The organism is Allobosea sp. Tri-44, assembly GCF_004123845.1.
In the GTDB taxonomy this organism is placed as follows: domain Bacteria; phylum Pseudomonadota; class Alphaproteobacteria; order Rhizobiales; family Beijerinckiaceae; genus Allobosea.
The window spans coordinates 222435-243675 of sequence record NZ_NBDP01000005.1 but is presented as its reverse complement, the minus strand read 5'-3'; the positions used below and the strand labels follow the sequence as shown (position 1 = coordinate 243675).

19 protein-coding genes are annotated in these 21241 nt (G+C 63.9%); 13 read left to right on the top strand and 6 right to left on the bottom strand.

What is annotated here, in order from left to right; genetic code table 11:
* The first annotated feature begins 32 nt into the window (after positions 1–32).
* The 6 genes from B6S44_RS05755 to B6S44_RS05730 all read left to right on the top strand — a co-directional run bounded on the left by B6S44_RS05755 (position 33) and on the right by B6S44_RS05730 (position 6572).
* Positions 33–1322: a DUF2157 domain-containing protein gene (locus tag B6S44_RS05755; protein WP_129155805.1), complete on the top strand. Its 1290-nt coding sequence runs from the start codon at positions 33–35 to the stop codon at positions 1320–1322.
* On the top strand, positions 1319–1942 hold the full coding sequence (locus B6S44_RS05750; protein ID WP_129155804.1) for a GDYXXLXY domain-containing protein: 624 nt from the start codon (positions 1319–1321) through the stop codon (positions 1940–1942). The genes B6S44_RS05755 and B6S44_RS05750 overlap by 4 nt, the downstream gene beginning before the upstream one ends.
* A gap of 90 nt (positions 1943–2032) precedes the next feature.
* Positions 2033–3505, top strand: coding sequence for a serine--tRNA ligase (gene serS, locus B6S44_RS05745; protein WP_129155803.1), 1473 nt, complete (start codon positions 2033–2035; stop codon positions 3503–3505).
* A 4-nt stretch (positions 3506–3509) separates the two neighbouring features.
* Positions 3510–4271, top strand: a complete 762-nt coding sequence (surE, locus tag B6S44_RS05740) for a 5'/3'-nucleotidase SurE (protein ID WP_129155802.1) — start codon at positions 3510–3512, stop codon at positions 4269–4271.
* Between the two features lie 64 nt (positions 4272–4335).
* A complete protein-coding gene (locus B6S44_RS05735; RefSeq protein ID WP_129155801.1) occupies positions 4336–4998 on the top strand; it encodes a protein-L-isoaspartate O-methyltransferase family protein in 663 nt (220 codons plus the stop codon).
* A 233-nt stretch (positions 4999–5231) separates the two neighbouring features.
* A complete protein-coding gene (locus B6S44_RS05730) occupies positions 5232–6572 on the top strand; it encodes a peptidoglycan DD-metalloendopeptidase family protein (protein ID WP_248309461.1) in 1341 nt (446 codons plus the stop codon).
* Positions 6573–6787: 215 nt separating this feature from the next.
* On the opposite strand, the gene B6S44_RS05725 is transcribed toward B6S44_RS05730, so the two are convergent.
* Both B6S44_RS05725 and B6S44_RS05720 read right to left on the bottom strand, forming a co-directional pair.
* Positions 6788–8026 (bottom strand): DUF6161 domain-containing protein, encoded by a 1239-nt coding sequence (locus tag B6S44_RS05725; protein ID WP_129155800.1) that lies wholly within the window; start codon positions 8024–8026, stop codon positions 6788–6790.
* A gap of 177 nt (positions 8027–8203) precedes the next feature.
* Positions 8204–9082, bottom strand: a complete 879-nt coding sequence (locus B6S44_RS05720; protein ID WP_129155799.1) for an ATP-binding protein — start codon at positions 9080–9082, stop codon at positions 8204–8206.
* Between the two features lie 294 nt (positions 9083–9376).
* Between B6S44_RS05720 and yajC the strand changes: the two genes are divergently transcribed.
* The 5 genes from yajC (at position 9377) to B6S44_RS05695 (ending at position 13793) form a co-directional block, all read left to right on the top strand.
* Entirely contained in the window at positions 9377–9646 is a 270-nt protein-coding gene (gene yajC / locus B6S44_RS05715; protein WP_126116126.1) for a preprotein translocase subunit YajC, read from the top strand.
* Between the two features lie 60 nt (positions 9647–9706).
* The gene (gene secD, locus B6S44_RS05710) at positions 9707–11317 is read left to right on the top strand and encodes a protein translocase subunit SecD (protein WP_129155798.1); all 1611 of its coding nucleotides are present in this window, start codon (positions 9707–9709) and stop codon (positions 11315–11317) included.
* Between the two features lie 26 nt (positions 11318–11343).
* A complete protein-coding gene (gene secF, locus B6S44_RS05705) occupies positions 11344–12285 on the top strand; it encodes a protein translocase subunit SecF (protein WP_129155797.1) in 942 nt (313 codons plus the stop codon).
* Between the two features lie 4 nt (positions 12286–12289).
* A complete protein-coding gene (locus B6S44_RS05700) occupies positions 12290–12673 on the top strand; it encodes an Mth938-like domain-containing protein (protein ID WP_129155796.1) in 384 nt (127 codons plus the stop codon).
* Between the two features lie 238 nt (positions 12674–12911).
* Complete coding sequence (locus B6S44_RS05695) at positions 12912–13793, top strand: phytoene/squalene synthase family protein (RefSeq protein WP_129155795.1); 882 nt, start codon at positions 12912–12914, stop codon at positions 13791–13793.
* A 177-nt stretch (positions 13794–13970) separates the two neighbouring features.
* On the opposite strand, the gene trmFO is transcribed toward B6S44_RS05695, so the two are convergent.
* Both trmFO and B6S44_RS05685 read right to left on the bottom strand, forming a co-directional pair.
* Positions 13971–15383, bottom strand: a complete 1413-nt coding sequence (trmFO, locus tag B6S44_RS05690; protein ID WP_129155794.1) for a methylenetetrahydrofolate--tRNA-(uracil(54)-C(5))-methyltransferase (FADH(2)-oxidizing) TrmFO — start codon at positions 15381–15383, stop codon at positions 13971–13973.
* 156 nt (positions 15384–15539) lie between these two features.
* Positions 15540–15695, bottom strand: a complete 156-nt coding sequence (locus B6S44_RS05685) for a DUF1127 domain-containing protein (protein ID WP_110492672.1) — start codon at positions 15693–15695, stop codon at positions 15540–15542.
* Positions 15696–16153: 458 nt separating this feature from the next.
* On the opposite strand from B6S44_RS05685, the gene B6S44_RS05680 reads away from it, so the two are divergent.
* Together B6S44_RS05680 and B6S44_RS05675 are read left to right on the top strand one after the other, a co-directional pair.
* On the top strand, positions 16154–16807 hold the full coding sequence (locus tag B6S44_RS05680) for a ceramidase domain-containing protein (protein WP_129155793.1): 654 nt from the start codon (positions 16154–16156) through the stop codon (positions 16805–16807).
* Positions 16808–16861: 54 nt separating this feature from the next.
* Positions 16862–17536: an RraA family protein gene (locus tag B6S44_RS05675; RefSeq protein ID WP_129155792.1), complete on the top strand. Its 675-nt coding sequence runs from the start codon at positions 16862–16864 to the stop codon at positions 17534–17536.
* Positions 17537–17658: 122 nt separating this feature from the next.
* Here B6S44_RS05675 and B6S44_RS05670 read toward each other — a convergent pair whose 3' ends face one another.
* Together B6S44_RS05670 and B6S44_RS05665 are read right to left on the bottom strand one after the other, a co-directional pair.
* Positions 17659–18159: an invasion associated locus B family protein gene (locus tag B6S44_RS05670; protein WP_129155791.1), complete on the bottom strand. Its 501-nt coding sequence runs from the start codon at positions 18157–18159 to the stop codon at positions 17659–17661.
* 1204 nt (positions 18160–19363) lie between these two features.
* Positions 19364–21217: an NACHT domain-containing protein gene (locus B6S44_RS05665; RefSeq protein WP_129155790.1), complete on the bottom strand. Its 1854-nt coding sequence runs from the start codon at positions 21215–21217 to the stop codon at positions 19364–19366.
* Positions 21218–21241: the final 24 nt, after the last annotated feature.

The following is a 21241-nucleotide window of genomic DNA, read 5'->3' as shown; positions in this document are numbered from 1 at the left end:
CAAAACCCGTCAGCCCGTGCCAAATAGGCGCGATGCTGACGGGTTCCTATCGCAAACGGCTTGAAGCCGATCTCGGTCGCTGGGTGGGGGAGGGGCTGGTCAGCCCCGAGAGCGCGACGACCATCCGCCGCTCGCTGGCGCAGGAGGGCGGCGGCTTCAAGCTGCCGGCTCTGCTCGGCCTGTTTGGCGGATTGCTGATCGCATCCAGCGTCTCCGCCTTCGTCGCGGCGAACTGGGACGAGATCCCTCGCCTCGTAAAGCTCGCCATGGTGCTGCTCGGCGTCGCCGGCGCACTCGGCATCGCGGTGCGGCTCGAAAGCCGCGGCTCGACCAGCGGCGCCGACGCCGCCGCGACCTGCGGCACGCTGATCTTCGCTGCCGGTGTCGCGCTTGTCGGCCAGATGTACCATTTGCCGACCGATTGGCCGGGTGGTGCGCTGTTGATTGCCATCGGTGCACTCATCGTCGCCTTCCTGCTGCGCTCGAACGGCGCACTCGTTGTCGCGCTCGTCGCGATCGCGGCCTGGAGCGGCGGCCGCTGGGACGAGCGCGAGGCGAACGCCCATCTCCTGTTCTGGCTTCCCTTCCTGCCGGCGCTCTGGCTGGCCGCGACCCGGCACAACCGCCTCGTCCATCACCTTGCAGTGTTGGTCCTGCTCGGCTGGTTCGCGACCTTGCCGGGCCAGTACGCCTTCTTCCGCTTCGACTATGGCCTGCTCGCTTACTGGCTGGCGGTCTCGGTGCTGTTCGTCGCGCTCGGTGCGCTGGCGCTTGATCGCGGCGGCCCCGGCCTGCTCACCGCCTGCCTGCCCTGGGGGCTGATAGGCTTGATCCTGTCGCTCAATGTCGAGCTCGCCCGCATTCTCGATGTTAATGAGGCGAAGGCGGGCACGGCGCTGTGGCTGAACTATTTCGCCTATGCGCTGGCGCTGCCGGCGGTTATCGGGCTCGGCCTGCTGGCGCGCGAGCGCCGCTTCGCCTTACCGCTCGGGCTTGCGCTCTTCATGGCGCTGTTGGTGCCGGTGCTGTTCTGGAGCGGCGGCGCGGTCAGCATGACCGGCAAGATCGTCGTCGCGGCGCTGATCCTGGCGGTCGCGATCGGCATCGTCATCGCCGGTGCGGGCGGCGGCGTCCGCCGGCTCAGCATCGCCGGCTCGACGCTGTTCGCGATTGCGATCGTCATCCTGCTCTGGCAGACGATCGGCACCTTGCTCGACCAGTCGCTGTTCTTCCTGGTCGGTGGGGCGCTGCTGATCGGCCTCGCCAGTGGCATGCGCCGGCTCCTCGCCAAATTCAGCAAGCCGGCGGAGGTCGTGCCATGATCCGCCTGCCATCCGCCGACGCGCTTCTCGGCCGCGTCTCGCCGCTCTGGCGCGGTCTCGCCGCCATCCTGCTGCTCTGCGGGCTCACCCTTGCTCTGGTCGAGTCGCGTGCCCGCATCCTGCGCTCGGGCACGGAGGTCAGGCTGGCGACCGCGCCGGTCGATCCGCGAGATCTCTTCCGCGGCGACTATGTCATCCTCGGCTACAAGATCAGCACGCTCGATCTCTCCAGGCTCGACGGCGACAAGATTTTCGAGCGCAACCAGCCGGTGTTTGTCCGCGTCGCGCTCGGCCTCGACGGGTTGGCCGAGGCGAAAGGCGTCTATCTCGCTCGTCCGGCCACCGGCGCCGGCGAGACCGTGATCGAGGGCAAGGTCGCCTCGGCCGGCGCCTGCGTCGCCAATGCGGACGGCGAGCCCGACTGCAATGCTGGCCGCCGCGCCATCCGCGTCGCTTACGGGCTCGAGAGTTATTTCGTGCCGCAGGGCACCGGCCGCGCCATCGAGACCACCGAGAGGGCGCGTCTCGAAATCGTCGCCGCCGTATCGAGCTCGGGCCAGGCGGCGATCAAGCGCCTGCTGATCGACGGCAAGCTTGTCCATCAGGAGCCGCCTTACTAGCGCCGGGCGACTATGGCGACGCAGGCAGTTCCCTCGCCGCCCGTCCCGGTCTAGAGGATCAGCCGATTCCACAACGGATCGGCTTGAGCGATGTACGACATCAGATGGATTCGCGAGAACGCTGACGCGTTCGACCAAGGCTTGCAACGCCGGGGGCTCGCGCCATTGTCGTCGTCGCTGCTGGCGCTCGACGATCAGCGCCGCGCTGCCATCAGCAAGTCGCAGGCGGCACAGGAGCGCCGCAACGCCCTCTCCAAGGAGATCGGCAAGGCGATGGGCCAGAAGGACCTCGCCTTGGCCGAACAGCTCAAGGCCGAGGTTGCCACGCTGAAGGAGCAGGTGCCGGCGCTGGAGGCTGAAGAGAAGGCTGCCGTCGAGACCCTCAACGGCCAACTCGCAGCGATCCCGAACAAGCCCTTCGACGAGGTGCCGGACGGCGCCGACGAGCACGGCAATGTTGTGCTTGAAGGTCACACGAATGGCCAGCCGCCGGAGAAGACGGGTGGTCGGCTGTTCGGCTTCAACCAGATCAAGGAGCATTACGAGCTCGGCGAGGCGCTCGGCCAGATGGACTTCGAGACGGCTGCGAAGCTCTCCGGCTCGCGCTTCGTCGTGCTCGACCGTCAGCTGGCGCGTCTCAACCGCGCCATCGGCCAGTTCATGCTCGACACCCATGTCGAGGAGCACGGCTATACCGAGGTCAACCCGCCGCTGATGGTGCGCGACGACGCCATGTTCGGTACGGCGCAGCTGCCGAAGTTCCGTGACGATCAGTTTCTCGCGACCCAGCAGCTCTCCGGTGATATGTTGTTGCGCCTGCAGGGCAACGTTGTGAACGAAGGAATTCTCGGTCCACCGCCAGGTCAGGTGGGCTCCTTCTTCGGTTCTGAGCACGGGATGTTTTCGGAGTTGGGTTGGCAGCGGTTTGAACAACTGCGGAATGAGTATTCTAGCCACTGGCTCATCCCCACCGCCGAAGTGCCGCTGACCAATCTCGTGCGCGAATCCATCCTCTCCGAGGAGGAGCTGCCGCGCCGCTTCACCGCGCTCACCCCCTGCTTCCGGGCCGAGGCCGGCTCGGCGGGGCGCGATACGCGCGGCATGCTGCGCCAGCACCAGTTCGAGAAGGTCGAGCTCGTCTCGATCACCGCGCCGGAAAAATCGCGGGAGGAGCATGAGCGCATGCTCGCCTGCGCCGAGAACGTGCTGAAGAAGCTCGATCTGCACTATCGCGTCATGACGCTGTGCACCGGCGACATGGGCTTCGCCTCGCAGAAGACCTACGACATCGAGGTCTGGCTGCCGGGCCAGAAGACCTATCGCGAGATCTCGTCCTGCTCGGTCTGCGGCGATTTCCAGGCCCGGCGCATGAATGCCCGCTACAAGACCAAGGACGGCAAGGGCCCGTTCTTCGTCCACACCCTCAACGGCTCGGGCACGGCGGTCGGCCGCGCGCTGATCGCGGTGATGGAGAACTACCAGAACGCCGACGGCTCGATCACCGTGCCGGATGTGCTGGTTCCCTATATGCGCGGGGTGACCCGCATCGAGAAGGCGGCCTGAGCCCATGCGCATCCTGGTGACCAATGACGACGGCATCCATGCCGAGGGCCTCGCCGTCCTCGAGCAGATCGCCGCCCAGCTCTCCGACGATGTCTGGGTGGTGGCGCCCGAAACCGACCAGTCGGGCGTGGCGCATTCGCTGTCGCTGTCGAACCCGCTGCGCCTGCGCCAGATCGAGGAGAAGCGCTTCGCCGTTCAGGGCACGCCGACCGATTGCGTGATCATGGCGGTGCGCTCGGTCATGGCCGAGATGAAGCCCGATCTCGTGCTTTCCGGCGTCAATCGCGGCCAGAATGTCGCCGAGGACGTGACCTATTCCGGCACCATCGCCGCCGCCATGGAGGGCACGCTGCTCGGCATCCCCTCGATCGCGGTGAGCCAGGCCTATATGGCGGGCGACCGCACCAGCATCATCTGGGACTGCGCCCTGCAGCACGCGCCCGGCATCATCCGCCGCCTGCTGGAGGAGGGGATACCCGATGGCATCCTGTTCAACCTCAACTTCCCGAACGTGGCCCCGAGCGAGGTCGCCGGCGTCGCCGTCACCGCGCAGGGCCGGCGCGACCAGGAACTGATGCGGCTGGAGCCGCGGCGCGACGGGCGCGGCAATCCCTATTACTGGATCGCCTTCCAGCGCGGCAAGCACGAGCCGGCCAATGGCACCGACCTGCGCGCGCTCGCCGAGAAGAAGATCTCGGTGACGCCGCTCGAGCTCGACCTGACGCATGAGCCGACGATGACGCGCTTCGCGCAGCTGTTCGCCTGAACGGCGCGCGACGACCTGACATTGTAGACGATCATCAACAAGCGGAACGGCTGAGAGCGACAGGATGAGCGAGGAGGGCGTCAGCAGCAGCGAGAGCGAACGCACCGTCGCCTTCCTGCTGTCGCTCAGGGCGCGCGGCGTGCGTGACATCGCGCTGCTGCGGGCGATGGAACGCGTGCCGCGCGAGCATTTCGCCCCGTCGCGCTTCGCCGACCTTGCCCGGCAGGACGTCTCGGTGCCCTTGCCCTGCGGCCAGACCATGACGGCGCCGCATACGGTCGCAGCGCTCGTCGGTGCGCTCGAGATGAAGCCGGATTGTCGCGTGCTCGAAGTTGGCTCCGGCTCCGGCTATGTCGCAGCGCTGCTCGCCGCGATGGGTGGCAAGGTCGTCTCATTGGAGCGCTACCGCACGCTTGCGCTCGCCGCGCATGAGCGGCTCACCGGAGGCGGCTTCGCCAATCTGGTCGAATTGCGTCATGCCGACGGCCTGCAGCCCGACCGCACGCTCGGCCGCTTCGAGCGCATCCTGGTCAACGGCGTGATGCAGGCGGTGCCGGAGGCGCTGCTCGCCCGGCTGGAGACAGGCGGCCGGCTGGTCGGCGCGCTGCGGGTCGAGGGGGCAGGGCGGCTCGTCGTCGTGACGCGCAGCGAGGATGGTTTCGACCATGCGCTTGGGCCGATCATGCGCATCCCGCCACTGGCGCCGGGATTGTCGCAGGCGCTTTAGGCGGCTGCCGCTGCCGTCATGCTTGGGCTTGACCCGAGCATCTCAGGCCGAATGAGCTCGGGTCACCATGCACTCGTCCTGAGATTCTCGGATCTCCGCTGCGCTCCGTCCGAGAATGACGTTTCCGGTCACTCAGGAAATTCACCTGACCTGTCAGCAGCGCAACGCCTTCTTAACCTAACCGGCTCTTTAATGCGGACCGTAGAGTTGCGTCGTTCGCGAGTACAGAGTCCATGCGTAAGCAAGTCGAACTGGCCGTGCCGAAGTCCGTGGTTCGCGTCGTGTCGGTCTGCGCCCTTGCAGCCGGTCTGGGCGCATGCTCCTCGGAGGCGATGCGCTTCACCGAGGCGCCCTTCGGCAGTCCCTTCAAAACCGCTCAGACTCCCGCTTCGCAGCGCGATCCGGCGACGACGGGCTCGATCGGCCGCAGCGGTCCGAGCCAGTCCTACGAGACGGCCTCCGCCACCGGCAATCCGGGCGTGCGCAGCCAGCCGCTGCCGCCGCCGACCTCTTCCGTTGCCATGCGCTCCACGCCGCCTGCGGCACCAGCCCCGTCCGTCGGCGGCGGCTCGGCCTCGGGCTGGAGCGCTCAGGGCGGCACGCCGATCGTGGTCGCCCAGGGCGAGACGCTCGAGGTGATCTCCGGTCGCTACGGTGTGCCGCGCGCAGCGCTGATGCAGGCCAATGGTTTGTCGGGTGAGGCCGCCCCCGGCTCCCGCATCGTCGTTCCCGTCTACAATGGCGCTGGTGCCCAGACCGCCGCGCGCCAGCCGGCGCCGGCCGATAACCGCTTCGAGCAGCCGCGCCTCGCGCCACCGCCGGTCTCGCGTCCGGTCGCTTCGGTGCCCGCCAAGCCCGGGACCGCTCCGAAGGTCGCGGCTGTCGATCCCCGTACGCAGGCCGCCGAGGCCAAGGAGAAGGCCGCCGCCGACGCCAAGCGCATGGGCGAGGCCCGGGCCCGCTTCGCTGCCGAGGCCAAGGCCAAGGCGGCCGCCAAGGCCGGCACGGAGACCAAGACCGCGGCGCTACCTGCTCCGGCTCCGGCCCCCGCCGCGGCCAAGCCGAAAGCTGCCGCGCCGGTCGTCGCCAGCGCTCCGGCCGACAAGATCATCGCACAGCCGAAAGCTGTCGCTCCGGAACCGAAGGCGCCCGAGCCGCAGACCACGGCAAGCCTGCCCAAGGCCGAGGAGCCGGCTTCGTCCGGCGCCGAGTTCCGGTGGCCGGCCCGCGGCCGCGTCATCGCTGGCTATGCCGGCAAGGGCGGCAATGAGGGCATCAACATCGCGGTGCCGGAAGGCACGCCGATCAAGGCGGCCGAGGGCGGCGTCGTCGCCTATGCCGGCAGCGAGCTCAAGGGCTACGGCAATCTCGTGCTGATCCGCCACCCGAACGGCTACGTCTCGGCCTACGCCCATAATGGCGAACTCAGCGTCAAGCGCGGCGAGCAGGTCAAGCGCGGCCAGGTCGTGGCGAAATCGGGCCAGTCCGGCAACGTCAACTCGCCGCAGCTGCACTTCGAGCTGCGCAAGGGTTCGACCCCGGTCGACCCGATGCCCTATCTCAGCAGCAACTGATCCTGGAAAGGCCCGGCGAACGCCGATACGCCGGGGCCTTTCCAAGCTTTCTTGGTGCAATTCCGGACGCGAAACCGCTTCGCACTTTCGCTGGAATGGCTTTCACACTTCGGCCGGCAATCGCGAGACCCCACCGGTCGAAACCAGGCGGGGCGGTCCCAGGAAAGGCCGCCCCGTTTTTCCTGTTTGTGAAAAAAGGTTAGTGAGCTTCAGCTTTATGGGCTTTTGCTAGCAATAGTGCTCTTAGCAAGGTCCAAGACTGTGGGCGGGGCTACATCCTCGGCTTGATGTCCGGGCAAGGGTCGAAAGATCGCGTTTAGGACTAGAACGCGATCAGTTGATTCCATTTTTGCCCCCTTATCGCCGACGAGTGCAAGATAGGTCTGGAGCATGGCGCGTCGATGGGTCGAATCCGTCTGCAGAATCATGTTCTCGTGAATGAATCGGGCTAGAAATCTTAACACCCAAGCAATCGAAACTACGCAGATGCCGATCATTGCTAAAACAGCGTACGGTAAATCTCCGTCGTTTTTTGGAGATAGTCCAAAGATGAAGTTTTTGCCATGAATATAGAAGAGTAGGATCCCACTGCCAACAACTAAAGTCATCGCTGCTAAACCCCACCAAAATCGTTTGGCGTGCCCTGAAGCTTTCTTTTCCCAGAGCGTTTCTGCGCCTTCCAAAACGAAAGCCTCGGCGGTTTGCTTTTTCAGGGCATCATGTTCAGCGGCAATTTCGCTAGAAAGTTGCTTCCATTCCTCATTAATATTTTCAATTTTTAATTTGTATAAATCATCGTTCAGTGTTTTTGCCTCTCGCACTTCATCAGACAATCTAGCTTGGAGGTCTCCTAGATTTTTGGCTTCAGCAGCAATTGTTTCTCTTTGCTCTTTTAGTTGATTTGCTGTCTCGGTCATCCTGTTAATGCGAGAGACTACCTCCCATTCGACTGTCCTCACGTTGCCGACTTGAAGGAAGGCAGATGTCATGCGCGGATCGTTCAACAGCGCCGCAGTTGCCTCTGCTCTCATTGCTGATCGCGCTTGGACGTGAGCCGCGAGTCGATGCGCCAGAGCCAACAGTGTTGCTGCTATGGCAAACCAAGGGTTTTCTGCCACAAACACCCTGGTTCGTTGGGTAATCTGTTCTCGCAATATTGGTATGTCTGAAGTCAGAATGGGCGTAGCGCCATTCTTATTCAACGTAGGTGAGGAGCCTTCGGTAGAAAGTTCGATGGCTCGCTTTATATGTGCAAATGCATCGCGATCTTCCCGACTAGCAAGAATTTCGCTTAGCGTCCGAGTGAACTCTTTCCAATATTCTGGTTGATTCCGAGACGTTTCTCTAGCTTCGGCGTCTCGGTTGTCATCAAATTGTAGCTCTTTGGTTTCGAGCATACGGAAGAATTCAATTTCATCCATTTGATCGTCGAGATCGATTATGCGCGTCGCCATATGGTACTGCCTTTTGGCACTAAGCCTCGCTGAGTTCGTACGGCCGACAGCAGGAGTGCCCTTAACTTAAGCGGGAATGGCGTCGATTCTGCAACTCCTCTCGGGTTCCGGCTGCTTGAGAGGTTCTTCACTTTTGCCTCGCTCGGAACTCTCCAATCAAAGTCACAGGGGTTTCCTTCACCCCTCCAGCCGCTTCTCCAGCCGTCCCGCCAGATCCTGGATGTATTGCCAGGCCGTGCGGCCCGAGCGCGAGCCGCGCGTCGTCGCCCATTCCAGTGCCTCGCGTCGCAATTGCTCCGGTTCGATCTCGAGCCCGAAATGGCCGACATAGCCGTCGATCATCGAAAGATACTCGTCCTGGCTGCATTTGTGGAAGCCGAGCCAGAGGCCGAAGCGGTCGGAGAGTGAAACCTTTTCCTCGATTGCCTCGCCCGGGTTGATCGCGGTCGAGCGCTCGTTGTCCATCATGTCGCGCGGCAGCAGGTGCCGGCGATTCGAGGTGGCGTAGAACACGACATTGTCCGGCCGGCCCTCGACGCCGCCGTCGAGCGCTGCCTTCAGCGACTTGTACGAGGTGTCCTGGCCGTCGAAGGACAGATCGTCGCAGAAGACGATGGCAGGGTGCGGGTCAGCCTTGAGCAGCCCCATCAGCACGGGCAGGCTCTCGATGTCCTCGCGATGGATCTCGATCAGCTTGAGGGGCAGGGCGCCGGCCGGCAGGCGCTGGTTGGTGTCGGCATGGACCGCCTTGACCAGCGACGATTTGCCCATGCCGCGCGCGCCCCAGAGCAGGACGTTGTTGGCTGGCAGGCCGCGGGCGAAGCGCTCGGTGTTCTCGGCCAGCGTGTCGCGCACCCGGTCGACGCCGCGCAGCAGCGAGAGCGCGACACGGTTCACCTTGGCGACCGGCGCCAGTTCATGGCCGGCGGCATGCCAGACGAAGGCGTCGGCCGCGGTGAGATCGGCTGCTCGACGGGCCGGCGGAGCAAGGCGCTCGAGCGCGTCGGCGATGCGCAGCAGGGTGGCGAGCGTCGGGTCGGTGGCGGTGTCGGTCATCGCAGGCATGTCCGCATGATAGTGGCGTACCGAACGGTACGGTACGCTCATAGCGCTGCTCCATATCCGAAGGCAAGACCATTGCGCGCAGGGCGGGGACAGCTTAGCTGGGGGATGCGTTCGGGGAACCGGCCGCTTTCGATTGATTTCACGACATCGCTGGCTATAGTCCGCGCGATTTTACCAACCCCCGCGCCGGCCGGCCGTCAATCGGCGGCGACGTGAAGGAGCCTTCCCGTGATCACCCCCGCTTTCGCCCAGGGCCTTGGAGGCGGCGGCACCAACGACGTGCTGATGTCGCTGGTCCCGTTCGTCCTGATCTTCATCATCATGTGGTTCCTGATCATCAGGCCGCAGCAGAAGCGGGTGAAGGCGCATCAGGAGCTGATCAAGAACGTGCGCCGCGGCGACACGATCGTCACCTCGGGCGGCCTCATCGCCAAGGTCTCGAAGGTGATTGACGACGCCGAGATCGAGGCCGAGATCGCCGATGGCGTGCGCGTGCGCATCGTCAAGGGCATGGTCCAGGACGTGCGCGCCAAGGGCGAGCCGGTCAAGAGCTGAAGGCCGTGAGGCGCGGGGCTTAAAAAGCGCCCGCGCCCGCCAACAAGGCTGTCCATAAAGATGCTTCGTCTCCAGGCCCGCAAGGTCATTCTCGTTCTGCTCGTGCTGGTCTTCGGCTGCGGTCTCGCCGTGCCGAACCTGTTCTCGCCCGAGACCCGCAAGGCGATCGAGCAAGGCGCGCCGGCCTGGATTCCGCGCTTCCTTTTGCCGATCCATGCGATGACGCTCGGCCTCGATCTGCAGGGTGGCTCGCACGTCCTGCTCGAGATCGACCGGGCAGACCTGATCCGCAGCCAGGTCACGCAATTGCGTGACGATGTTCGCCGCATCCTGCGCGAGGAGCGCGTCGGCCTGCAGGGCGGCATCGGCATGACGCCGCGCGGCGTGCAGTTGCGCGTGCCTGAGGCGGCCGACCGCGCCAAGCTGATGCCGAAGCTGCGCGAGCTCGCCCAGCCGATCGGCACCTTCGGCGCCTTCGGGCCCTCGGGCAACCAGTCGATCGAGGTCAACGAGAATCCCGATGGGCTGATTCAGCTCAACGTCACCGAGGCCGGCGTGAATGAGCGCATTCGCCGCGCCGTCGAGCAGGCGATCGAAGTCATCCGTCGCCGCGTCGACCAGATCGGTACCACCGAGCCAAACATTCAGCGCCAAGGGCTCGATCGTGTCTTGGTGCAGGTGCCCGGTCTGCAGGATCCGCAACAACTGAAGCGGATTCTCGGCGAGACCGCCAAGCTCCAGTTCCGCATGGTTGCCGATCAGAACGCCAGCGATGTCGACATGCTGCCGTCGCAGGATCAGGGCGGCCAGCCGATCCCGATCAGTCGTCAGGTCATCGTCGAGGGCGAGGATCTGATCGACGCCCAGCCGGCTTTCGACCAGCGCACCAGCCAACCGATCGTCAATTTCCGCTTCAACATCCGCGGTGCCCAGCGCTTCGGCCAGGCGACGACCGAAAATCTCGGCCGCCAGCTCGCCATCGTGCTCGACAACAAGGTGATCTCGGCCCCGGTGATCCAGTCGCCGATCACCGGCGGCTCCGGCCAGATCTCCGGCAACTTCACCGTCCAGTCGGTCAACGATCTCGCCATCCTGCTGCGCGCCGGCGCGCTGCCGGCGAAGATGACGATCGTCGAGGAGCGCACCGTCGGCCCCGGCCTCGGCCAGGATTCGATCCAGGCCGGCAAGATGGCGACCATCATCGCGACCGTGCTGGTCATCCTCTACATGATCGGCAATTATGGGCTGTTCGGCATCATCGCCAGCATCGCGCTGCTCGTGCACGTCTGCCTGATCCTCGGACTGATGTCGCTCCTGGGCGCGACCATGACCCTGCCAGGAATCGCCGGCATCGTGCTCACCATCGGCACAGCGGTCGACTCGAACGTGCTGATCTATGAGCGCATGCGCGAGGAATCCCGGATGGGACGGTCGCTGGTCTCGGCGCTGGAGGCGGGCTTCCAGCGCGCCTTCGCCACGATCATCGACTCGAACGTCACCATGTTGATCGCGGCGGTCGCCCTGTTCACGCTCGGCTCGGGCCCGGTGCGCGGCTTCGCCGTCGTCTTCATCCTGGGCATCCTGACCACGGTCATCACCGCGGTGACGCTGACGCGCATGCTGATCGCGCTTTGGTATCGCTGGGCGCGGCCGAAGGCCCTTCCGTTCTGACGCCGCAGGCCAGGAGATAACAGACCATGCGCCTGCTTCGCATCGTTCCCGACAACACCAAATTCCGCATCGTCCACTGGCGGCGGCTCGCCTATCCGTTCTCGGCGGCCTACTCGGTGCTGGTGCTGGCGCTGTTCCTGACCGTCGGCCTCAATTTCGGCATCGATTTCCGCGGCGGCACGCTGCTGGAGATGCAGGCCAAGAGCGGCAAGCCCGACATCGCTCAGGTGCGCCAGACCGCCAACAGCTTCGGCTTCGGTGAGGTCGAGGTGCAGGAATTCGGCAGTGCCGGCGAGCTCTCCATGCGCTTTGCGCTCCAGCCCGGCGGCGAGATCGCCCAGCAGGGCGTGGTGACCAAGGCACGCGCGACCTTCTCCGAGGCTTATGAGTTCCGCCGGGTCGAGACGGTCGGCCCGCGCGTTTCGGGCGAGCTCGTCCAGGCCGGTACGCTCGGCGTCGTGCTCGCGATCATCGGCGTGCTGGTCTATCTCTGGTTCCGCTTCGAGATGCAGCTCGCCATCGGCGCGATCGTCGGCACCATGCACGACATCGTGCTGACGCTCGGCTTCTTCCTGATCACGCAGCTCGAATTCAACCTGACCTCGATCGCGGCGATCCTGACCATTGTCGGCTACTCGCTGAACGAGACGGTGGTGGTGTTCGACCGCACGCGCGAATTGCTGCGCCGTTACAAGACCATGCCGATCCCGGAACTGCTCGATCTCTCGGTCAACACGACCCTGTCGCGCACCGCGATCACCTCGACCACCACCGTGCTGGCGCTGGTCGCGCTGGTCTTCTTCGGCGGCACGGCGATCGAGGGCTTCGCACTCGTCATGCTGTTCGGCGTGGTGGTCTGCACCTATTCGGCGATGTTCGTCTCGACGCCGGTGCTGCTCTATCTCGACGTCCGCGCCGGCCGCCTCGACCAGAGCGAGGAACTGGCCGAGGCCAAGGCGCGGGTCTGAGGGGTTGGTGGAACGACGCTTCGACGGCTTCGTCCCCGGCCGCTACCAGATCGACGCCTTCGGTGCCGGCGGCTTTCGGTTCGCCGAGATGAGCCATCGCGGCTCGATCCTGGCGACGCCTGGCGGCGTCCGGATCTGGCCCGTGACCTGTTTCGCCGAGGTGACCCTGGAGAGCCTGCAGCCGGTCCTCGACGAGGCCGAGACGATCGACTTCCTGATCCTCGGCATCGGCCGCGAGATCGCCTTCCTGCCGGCTGCCCTGCGTGAACCATTCAAGGCCGTCGGCATCACTGTCGAGGCAATGGCGACGCCGGCTGCGGCCCGCACCTACAACGTCCTCGTCGGTGAGGAGCGACGCGTTGCCGCGGCGCTGATCGCGGTGGAGTAACACTTCCCGTCATGGTCGGGCTTGTCCCGACCATCCACGTCTTCCTTTGGTGAAAGCGGTGTTCAAGACGTGGATGCTCGCCACAAGGGCGAGCATGACGGCGGTTGTCACACGGCGCGGCAATCGGCGATAGCGATCAAATCCGATCACCCATGCTGCTCCCGCGTAGCCAAGACTGCCGACCCGGCCTAGACTGCCGGCGCTTCGACCCGTGTGACGACGGGAGCGGGGAGGGCGCATGACCACGAAAACCGAGCACCGCACCGGCACTGCGCCGGGCCCGCTCTCCCAGGCCTATGGCCATTGCCTGGCGCTGGTGCGCGAGCATGATCCCGACCGCTACATCGCCTCGCTCTATGCGCCTGAGGCGCTGCGGCCAGGCCTGTTCGCGCTCTATGCCTTCAGTCACGAGGTCGCTCGCGTGCGCGAGCAGGTCAGCGAGCCGCTGCCGGGCGAGGTTCGGCTGCAATGGTGGCGCGACGTGCTCGAGGCCGGGCCGGATGCGCCCGCTCCCGGCCATCCGGTCGCGCAGGCGCTGCTCGACACCGTCAGGCGCTTTCGCCTGCCCATCGCGCCGCTTTCGGGGCTGATCGAGGCGCGTGTCTTCGATCTCTACGACGACCCGATGCCGTCGCTGTCCGACCTCGAAGGCTATGTTGGCGAGACCTCGAGCGCGCTGATCCGCCTCGCCTGCCTCGTGCTGGCACAAGGCCGCGACCCCGGCGGCGCGACCGCCGCCGGCCACGCCGGCGTCGCTTATGCGCTCTCGGGTTTGATGCGGGCCTTCCCCTGGCATGCCGCCCGCGGCCAGGTCTATCTGCCGGCCGATCTGCTCGCCCGCAACGGCGTCACCCGCGAGGACATCGTGCGCGGACGCGGCGGACCGGGCCTGATCTATTCGCTGAAGGAGATGCGGGCGCTGGCGCGCATCCATCTGCGCAAGCTCAACGATCTCAGCGCCACGGTGCCAGCGTCGATCAGGCCGGCCTTCCTCCCGGTTGCGCTGGTCGAGCCCTATCTCAGGCAGATGGAACGACGCGGCTACGATCCCTATCGGACGATCATCGGCCTCTCGCCGCTCAAGCGGCAATGGACGCTGTGGCGCGCGGCGCGGGCGTAGAATCAACGCGAGGAGTAGGGCGCGGGGAACCCTCTCCTGTAAGGAGAGGGCAGGGTGAGGTGTAGGCGGCTGTACCAGTTCCGCGAGCGCTGACCGCGCAGTCAGGTTCAGGCCAACCACATCCCTCCGAACACCTCACCCCTACCCCTCTCCTTACAGGAGAGGGGATCCCGCGCTTCACTCCGCTGCCTGAGCGCTCGCCCCACCAATCCAGCCATCGAGCTCGACCTTCGCCCGCGCCGTCAGCGCCTGCTTGCGGGCGACGCTCTTCGCGGGGCCCTTCAGGCGCTTGCCGTCGGGGCCGTGCGTCGCCTGACCCTCGATATGCGGGAACAGGCCGAAATTGATGTTCATCGGCTGGAACGAGCGCGGCCCTTCGTCGATGGTGACGATGTGGCCGCCGGTGATGTGGTTGACCAGTGCACCGAGCGCCGTCGTCGCTGGCGGCAGGTCGAGCGGCCGGCCGAGCCGCTCCGCCGCGGCGAGGCGGCCGGTCAGCAACCCGATCGCGGCGCTCTCGACATAGCCCTCGCAGCCGGTGATCTGCCCGGCGAAGCGCAGGCGCGGGTCGGTCTTCAGCCGCAATTGCGGATCGAGCAGCTCTGGCGAGTTGAGATAGGTGTTGCGGTGGATGCCGCCGAGCCGGGCGAATTCGGCGTTCTGCAGGCCCGGGATCATCCGGAAGATCGCGGCCTGCTCGCCATATTTCAGCTTGGTCTGGAAGCCCGTCATGTTGAACAGCGTGCCCAGCGCATTGTCCTGCCGGAGCTGGACCACAGCATAGGCCTTGACCGTCGGATTGTGCTTGTTGGTCAGCCCGACCGGCTTCATCGGCCCCCAGCGCAGCGTCTCGCGGCCGCGCTCGGCCATCACCTCGATCGGCAGGCAGCCATCGAAATAGGGCGTGCCCTCCCATTCCTTGAATTCGGTCTTCTCCGCCGCCAGCAGCGCGTCGATGAAGGCCTCGTATTGTTCGCGGTCGAGCGGGCAGTTGATGTAGTCGGCACCGGTGCCGCCGGGGCCGGCCTTGTCGTAGCGCGACTGGAACCAGGCGACATCCATGTCGACCGAATCGAAATGGACGATGGGCGCGATCGCGTCGAAGAAGGCGAGCTCGCCCGCCCCTGTCAGCGAGCGGATGCCTTCGGCCAGTGCCGGGGAGGTCAGGGGGCCGGTGGCAACGATGACCTTGTCCCACGCAGCCGGCGGCAGGCCGGCGATCTCGCCGCGCTCGATCGTGACATTGGGGTGAGCTTCGAGCGCAGCGGTGACGGCGGCCGCGAAGCCGTCTCGGTCGACCGCGAGCGCGCCGCCGGCGGGCACCTGGTGCGCATCGCCCTTCGCCATGATCAGCGAGCCGAGCCGGCGCATCTCCCAATGCAGCTGGCCGACGGCGTTGGAGGACGAATCGTCCGAGCGGAAGGAGTTGGAGCAGACCAGCTCGGCGAGGCTCTCGGTCTTATGGGCGTCGGTGCCGCGTACGGGGCGCATCTCGTGCAGGATGACGGGAACGCCGGCCTCGGCGATCTGCCAGGCGGCTTCCGAACCGGCGAGGCCGCCGCCGACGATGTGGATGGGTGCGATTGTCATGGCCGCGATGTGTCCGCGGCGGCGCCCAAGGTCAAGGGCATGGGGCTTGAATCAGGCCCAGAAACGCAAAATGCCCGCTCGAAAGCGGGCATTCGCTCTTCGACCAGACCCTGAGGGGAGGAACGCAGGGTCTAGGAGAAACTACTTGAGCAGAAATCAGGCCGTCGCGTGGGTGCGGGCGACGTACTGGATGTCCGAGCGCGACAGGCCGAGGTCGTCGAGCTCACGGTCGGTAAGGCGGGACAGCTCGCGGACGGTCTCGCGATAGCGAAGATAAGAGCGGATCTTGGAAGCGATCATGGACAGGAACATGGCGATAACCTTTTGGTTTTGCGGGGTTTGCCCCGACAGCGATGAATTCGTTGTGCACTGCATATAGGGCGATCACAGTGCCTCTCACAGGGGCGTGGTGTCAGTTCTGTTATGCAATCAATGCATGGCAAATTAAGAGATCGTTTGGAAAGGCCCGCTGACCCGCGCAGAGCGCTTAACGATTTTGTCAGAACAGTGACAATTTGGCCTAAGTTTTAGGCAATTTATGATCTCGTTCCGACGATGTTCTGAGATTGCCTCGATTTGGCGCAGAATCGATGCGTTTGCCATGCGGTTTGCACTGCAACATTGGTTGCCGAGCCATACGCGGCCGTAACGGGCTGTTCACCATGCACGGATTCGCGGACAATTGACCCGTTTCATCGATGAGCCTGTCACGCGGCTGCAGTGCCGCAAGCGGCATGATTCGCTGATTCCAGGCGAAGGCGGAGCAGGGCATGCAGGGCGCGGGCTATTGCGAACGGCTGGACGGCGCCTTCTGGGCCGAGCCGCTCAATGCGATCAGCAATGCCGCCTTCCTGCTGGCCGCGCTGGCGGCATGGCTGATGCTGCGGCGGCAAGGACGCCGCGACTGGCCGACCGAAGCGCTGACGGCGCTGGTCGCGATCATCGGTGTCGGCTCCTTCCTGTTCCACACCATGCCGCAGCGCTGGACGCTGCTGGCCGATGTCGTGCCGATCCAGCTCTTCGCGCTCTGCTATTTCGGCCTGGCGCTCAACCGGTTCCTGGGCCTGTCGCCGCTGCTGGCTGCAACAGGGGCGCTACTCTTCCTCGCCGCCTGCTTCGGCCTGGCCTCCGCCCTCTCGCCATTGCTGCCCGCCGGCATGCGTGGCTCGGCCGGCTATGCCGGCTTCCTTGTGGGCCTCGCCGGCGTCGCGCTCGCGGCAAGGCTGCGCGGTGATGCCGCCACGGGTGGAAGAATCGCCGTCGCCGGCTTTGTCTTCGCCCTGTCGCTCAGCTTCCGCTCGCTCGATTCGGTGCTGTGCGGCGCAGTGCCCTTCGGACTGCACTGGGGCTGGCACCTGCTCAACGGCCTGCTGCTCTATCTGCTGCTGCGCGCGGCGATCCGCCATGCGCCCATAGCGGCTTGACCCGCTGCCGGCGCGCCGGGAAGCTTCCCTATAAGAAAGAGAGGGGAAGCGCGCATGCCGGATCCGGCCCAGGAACTCGATCTCGCCGAGCTGAAGGGCCGGCTCTATTCGGCCGTGCTCTCCGATGTGCTCGATGAGCTCGGCTATCCCGACCAGGCGGTGAAGCCCTTTGTGCGCCCGCTCGACGACGCCAGCGTGCTCTGCGGCTTTGCCCGCACCGGGCTCTACATGAAACGCTATCATCTCCCGGCAGGGCACAATCCCTATGCGCTGGAGATGGACCTGATCGACAGCCTGAAAGCCGGCGAGGTCGCGGTGCTCGCCTGCGACGGGCCGACCGACCGGATCGCGCCCTGGGGCGAACTGCTCACCACCGCCTCGAAGGTCAGGGGTGCCGCCGGCTGCCTCACCGACGGGCTGGTGCGCGATGTCCGCCGCATCCGCGAGCTCGGCTTTCCGGTCTTCCATGGCGGCATCGGCCCGCTCGACACCAAGGGCCGGGCCGAGATGATGGCCGCCGACGAGCCGGTCGAGCTCGGCGGCGCCCGCGTCGCGCCGGGCGACTTCATCTTCGGCGACGTCGACGGCGTCGTCATCGTCCCCCGCGCCATCGCGCCCGAGGCGATCCGGCTGGCGCTGGCCAAGATCGAAGCCGAGGATTCGACCCGCGAGGAGCTGCTCGCCGGCGAGAGCTTGCGCTCGGTGTTCGAGCGCCACGGGGTGTTGTGACCAACGCCGTCATGCTCGGGCTTGACCCGAGCATCTCAGGCCGGATGAGGCGCCAGCCAGCGCCTTCTCGTCCTGAGATTCCCGGGTCTGCGCTTCGCTGCGCCCGGGAATGACGCTCTTGGTCAACCACACCGCTCCAGCAGCCTTGACGCCGCGGTCACGCCTTCGAGCGAGAAGGTGTAGCTGGTCTCGTTGCCGCGGGCCGAGCGCGCCGCCAGCACCATCTCGTCGCCGGCCTTCATCGCCGCGAGCAATTCGCTCTCACGCTCCAGCCGCTGCAGCCAGGCATTGTTGCCCGAGGTCAGCATGCGGAACGTCTCGTCGCCGATCGTCACGGTGACGGTCGAATCCTTGGCGAAATCATAGCCGGTCTGGAAGCTCGACTCGGTGCGGCTCTGGGCGCTCGGCGCGGTCTGTACGAAGAAGAAGACGTCGCCATGACGCAAGGTATCAGGTTTCTCGGTGCCCGGTGACGATACGATATAGCAACGCTTGCCATTGCTGCCGTCATAGGCCGCCGCATTCCACTGCTTGAACTGGCCGAGTGGCTGGGCCGGCGCGGCGAAAGCGGAGGCCGAGGCCGCAAGAAGGCTGAGCGCCGCGAGAGGGGCCAGTCTGATCATCAGGTCATCTCCTGTTTGCATCGCAGGGATGTCCAGGAGCGGTTTAACAGGGCGTAAACAAGACCCTCACAATGCCGTGCGACGCAAGGGCGCTGGGGTCTCCCTTCTCCCGATGAAAGAAGGCGAGCGAACCGCGGGGAACCCTCTCCTGTAAGGAGAGGGCAGGGTGAGGTGTAGGCCGTTGGACCAGTTCCGCGAGCGTTGACCGCGGCTGCATTACGCCAACGATTTCCCTCCCGAACACCTCACCCCTACCCCTCTCCTTACAGGAGAGGGAATCCCGCGCCCTTGTCTTCGCCCACGCGCCAAACCCCGCCCGCAGGCCTGCCTGCGGGCGCCTTAAAATACGGGGCTGGCGGAGCGCCGCGAGGCGCGTTGTCGTATCCGCTTCCGTTGAGCCAGGAGGCGGCGCGGATGGTCCCCATCCGCACGCCCCGTGGCGCTCCGCCTTCGGCGTCTTTCAGTCTCCGGGCCGCGCTTCTGCGGTTGGCCTGCCCGTCCGTCCCGTTCCTGCCGGCGCCAGTGCCCCTCAACGGGTGGTCGCGCCGGCGGCGGAGCAGGGCGGCGCCTGGCGGGCCGTCCATCTAGCGAGCTCCTCGCACAGGGATCGTAGTGTCCCACGCAGACAAGCTTGCGCAGTCTGCGATCTCAAAGTCGGAAGACGCCGCCGCAGGCGGCGGCTTTCGGCGGTGCCCCGAAGCCTCCCGGGAGCGGGGCGTAACCCCCGCCCGCAGGCGCCGACCCTCACCCAGCCTCTGGCATACCTCCGGACGGCCGCCCCGTATGGGTGATGGGCGAGGGGATTATACGGGAGGTTTTTGCCGCGGGGATAAGTTCGCCTCTCCCGTCATGGTCGCCCTTGTGGCGACCATCCACGTTTTTGCGCTGGAACGATCGGGCGAGCGGCATTTCGCCGGCTGCTGCCTGCCATGCGCGTCGCAAGGCGTGGATGCTCGGGACAAGCCCGAGCATGACGGGAGTCGGATGAACCGCGACGCCCTCTACCTTCTCCCGGATGGGAGAAGGTGGCGCGGAGCGCCGGATGAGGGCCTACGGGAAAACCAGCGAAGCGAGGCCGCGGCCAGTGCGCGGCCTCGCATTCCACGGAGCGGCTCACTCTCACCGGGGATGGGGGATTCCCTGCGTCTTAGCTTGCAGGGGCAAGGGCTCCGTCATGCCGAGGTTATCAATGGCTTATGTCGAATCATTCGGACAAATTTAGAATTGCCGCTAAGCCAGTTTGCCGCTGCCGCACGCGCTCCCGGATCATATCCCGAGCAGCAACCAATTCCTTGGCCTCCTCAGCGACAAAACGCCCCCATTGAGTTTCGCGCACCCAATCGTTGTCAGACGGCCCTAGTTTGATAAGAATCTGTGCCTTCGATTTAACAACAGCCTTTCGAACGGGTTCAAAGCGAGGATCATCTCTCCCAATTCTCCCATCCAAGATCTTTTCACGAACCTTCGCATCCATCTCACTCTCGTCCGGGAGACGCGCATGTATGCGATTAAATATACCATATATATGATACAACATAACTCGTACATGATCTAGTTCGAACACTTCACCTGTGCCGCATTCAAATGAAACATTGGGCATCGCGAGGATATGCATCCCGTTCTTGCCGAACATTGCATTTATGAATGTAAGTGGCTCAAGGAGCGAATCTATTCCGACAACACGTTTACAAAGAAGATCGAGTTGCGGAAGGGCCCAGTCTTCTTCAAATTTTTCCGCGTTCATCTCCGCGACCATTGGGACGATCCCGTCCGAGCTGGATCTTTCGGAGAGAAGTGGCATTACCCTAGGAATCTCATTCGGTCTGATTCTTGCTATGAAATACGCAAAAAAGTACTCCTGAAATGACCGATGACTGAATTCGAATTCCAATCCATCTGGGACCAACATACATGTGCATTCAACTAAGTCTCGCATCATGCCTGATTTGTCAGCTTTGATCTGCGCGGATTTTAGGCTCTGATCTAAACACTCCAGAGCAACCCCTTCGGAGAAGCGAAAAAGCTTTCTCATGTATGTCGTAGCGCAAAAGTAGGCAAATAGGCGCTTATAGTCGTCCAATGCTAATTCGACCCGCCTCTTTCTTTGAAAGCCGCCGCCCTTAGAAACATCGTGGCGCTGAAATAACGCTTCAAAAGCGTACTCGTAAAAAAGGTGAATCTTCGCTGGAACATCCGCGAATGTTTCAAGCATAACAAGCATCATGATTGTAAGGAGCGGATTACGAAGAAATTCTCCGTGCGTCTCAAAGAGGTCGGTGTCTAATTTACTTCTAAACAATTTCTTTGGTGCCTCGTCATAGGGGACTTTATCGATGAGCAATCGAACTTGTCCCTTTGAGAGGTGTTGTACCTCGTAGGCAAAAAAAGATTGCCACTTCGAATTTCCTTCATCCGGTCTACTGGAGACGATGACCTGCAAGTTGGGGTATCTTTCGACAAGGCGATTGACCTCCCTCTCTCGCTCTCGCCGGCGATCGTAGTCGATCTCGTCGAAGCCATCGAGTATCAGAAGTAGGCGTCCGGATTTAAGTGCAAAATCAGTTTGGTTTCGAGAGAATCCGTCGATGTATTCGGCGATACATTCTTGTATTATCTCAAGGAAAGATTTTCCTGGGTGCGAATTAAGATCTCTTAGTTCGATTAAAATGGGAAATCTCTGTTCTAGATGTTGATTTGCTGTAAGTAGAAGGTATCTGAGAAGCATCGATTTTCCAGATCCTGCCGCCGCATGCACCAGAATAGCACGTTCAGTGTCTAAGAGTTTAAATAAATCATCGTCCCTGATGATCTTCTTGTCGCGCTTAAGACTCAGATTGACGTACAAGTCGGTCAGTTCGATCGGTGTGCTACCCGAGATGATAGTCTTGACATAGCGATGTCGCTCAGCCTGTTCTCTGAGCAAAGTGGACAAGCCAACACCAAATTTGACCAGCAGTTTCTCGGCAATTTTTATGGTAGCGGGCTTTCCTGCCTCTATGAACGCAGATGCAAGCTTACCTGCTATAGGCAGGACTGCAGAAATGACTGGATCTGCCACGTGCTATTCCCCAAGGTAATCTGT

What these genes read in the sequence shown, in the direction of transcription:
- B6S44_RS05735 (WP_129155801.1), top strand. Translation starts at nt 4,336, where the DNA reads ATGAGCGAGGAGGGCGTCAGCAGCAGCGAGAGCGAACGCACCGTCGCC.
- B6S44_RS05750 (WP_129155804.1), top strand. Translation starts at nt 1,319, where the DNA reads ATGATCCGCCTGCCATCCGCCGACGCGCTTCTCGGCCGCGTCTCGCCG.
- B6S44_RS05685 (WP_110492672.1), bottom strand. Translation starts at nt 15,695, where the DNA reads ATGTTCCTGTCCATGATCGCTTCCAAGATCCGCTCTTATCTTCGCTAT.
- B6S44_RS05670 (WP_129155791.1), bottom strand. Translation starts at nt 18,159, where the DNA reads ATGATCAGACTGGCCCCTCTCGCGGCGCTCAGCCTTCTTGCGGCCTCG.
- B6S44_RS05720 (WP_129155799.1), bottom strand. Translation starts at nt 9,082, where the DNA reads ATGACCGACACCGCCACCGACCCGACGCTCGCCACCCTGCTGCGCATC.
- B6S44_RS05695 (WP_129155795.1), top strand. Translation starts at nt 12,912, where the DNA reads ATGACCACGAAAACCGAGCACCGCACCGGCACTGCGCCGGGCCCGCTC.
- trmFO (WP_129155794.1), bottom strand. Translation starts at nt 15,383, where the DNA reads ATGACAATCGCACCCATCCACATCGTCGGCGGCGGCCTCGCCGGTTCG.
- surE (WP_129155802.1), top strand. Translation starts at nt 3,510, where the DNA reads ATGCGCATCCTGGTGACCAATGACGACGGCATCCATGCCGAGGGCCTC.
- B6S44_RS05725 (WP_129155800.1), bottom strand. Translation starts at nt 8,026, where the DNA reads ATGGCGACGCGCATAATCGATCTCGACGATCAAATGGATGAAATTGAA.
- B6S44_RS05755 (WP_129155805.1), top strand. Translation starts at nt 33, where the DNA reads ATGCTGACGGGTTCCTATCGCAAACGGCTTGAAGCCGATCTCGGTCGC.
- B6S44_RS05675 (WP_129155792.1), top strand. Translation starts at nt 16,862, where the DNA reads ATGCCGGATCCGGCCCAGGAACTCGATCTCGCCGAGCTGAAGGGCCGG.
- secD (WP_129155798.1), top strand. Translation starts at nt 9,707, where the DNA reads ATGCTTCGTCTCCAGGCCCGCAAGGTCATTCTCGTTCTGCTCGTGCTG.
- B6S44_RS05730 (WP_248309461.1), top strand. Translation starts at nt 5,232, where the DNA reads ATGCGTAAGCAAGTCGAACTGGCCGTGCCGAAGTCCGTGGTTCGCGTC.
- yajC (WP_126116126.1), top strand. Translation starts at nt 9,377, where the DNA reads ATGTCGCTGGTCCCGTTCGTCCTGATCTTCATCATCATGTGGTTCCTG.
- secF (WP_129155797.1), top strand. Translation starts at nt 11,344, where the DNA reads ATGCGCCTGCTTCGCATCGTTCCCGACAACACCAAATTCCGCATCGTC.
- serS (WP_129155803.1), top strand. Translation starts at nt 2,033, where the DNA reads ATGTACGACATCAGATGGATTCGCGAGAACGCTGACGCGTTCGACCAA.
- B6S44_RS05680 (WP_129155793.1), top strand. Translation starts at nt 16,154, where the DNA reads ATGCAGGGCGCGGGCTATTGCGAACGGCTGGACGGCGCCTTCTGGGCC.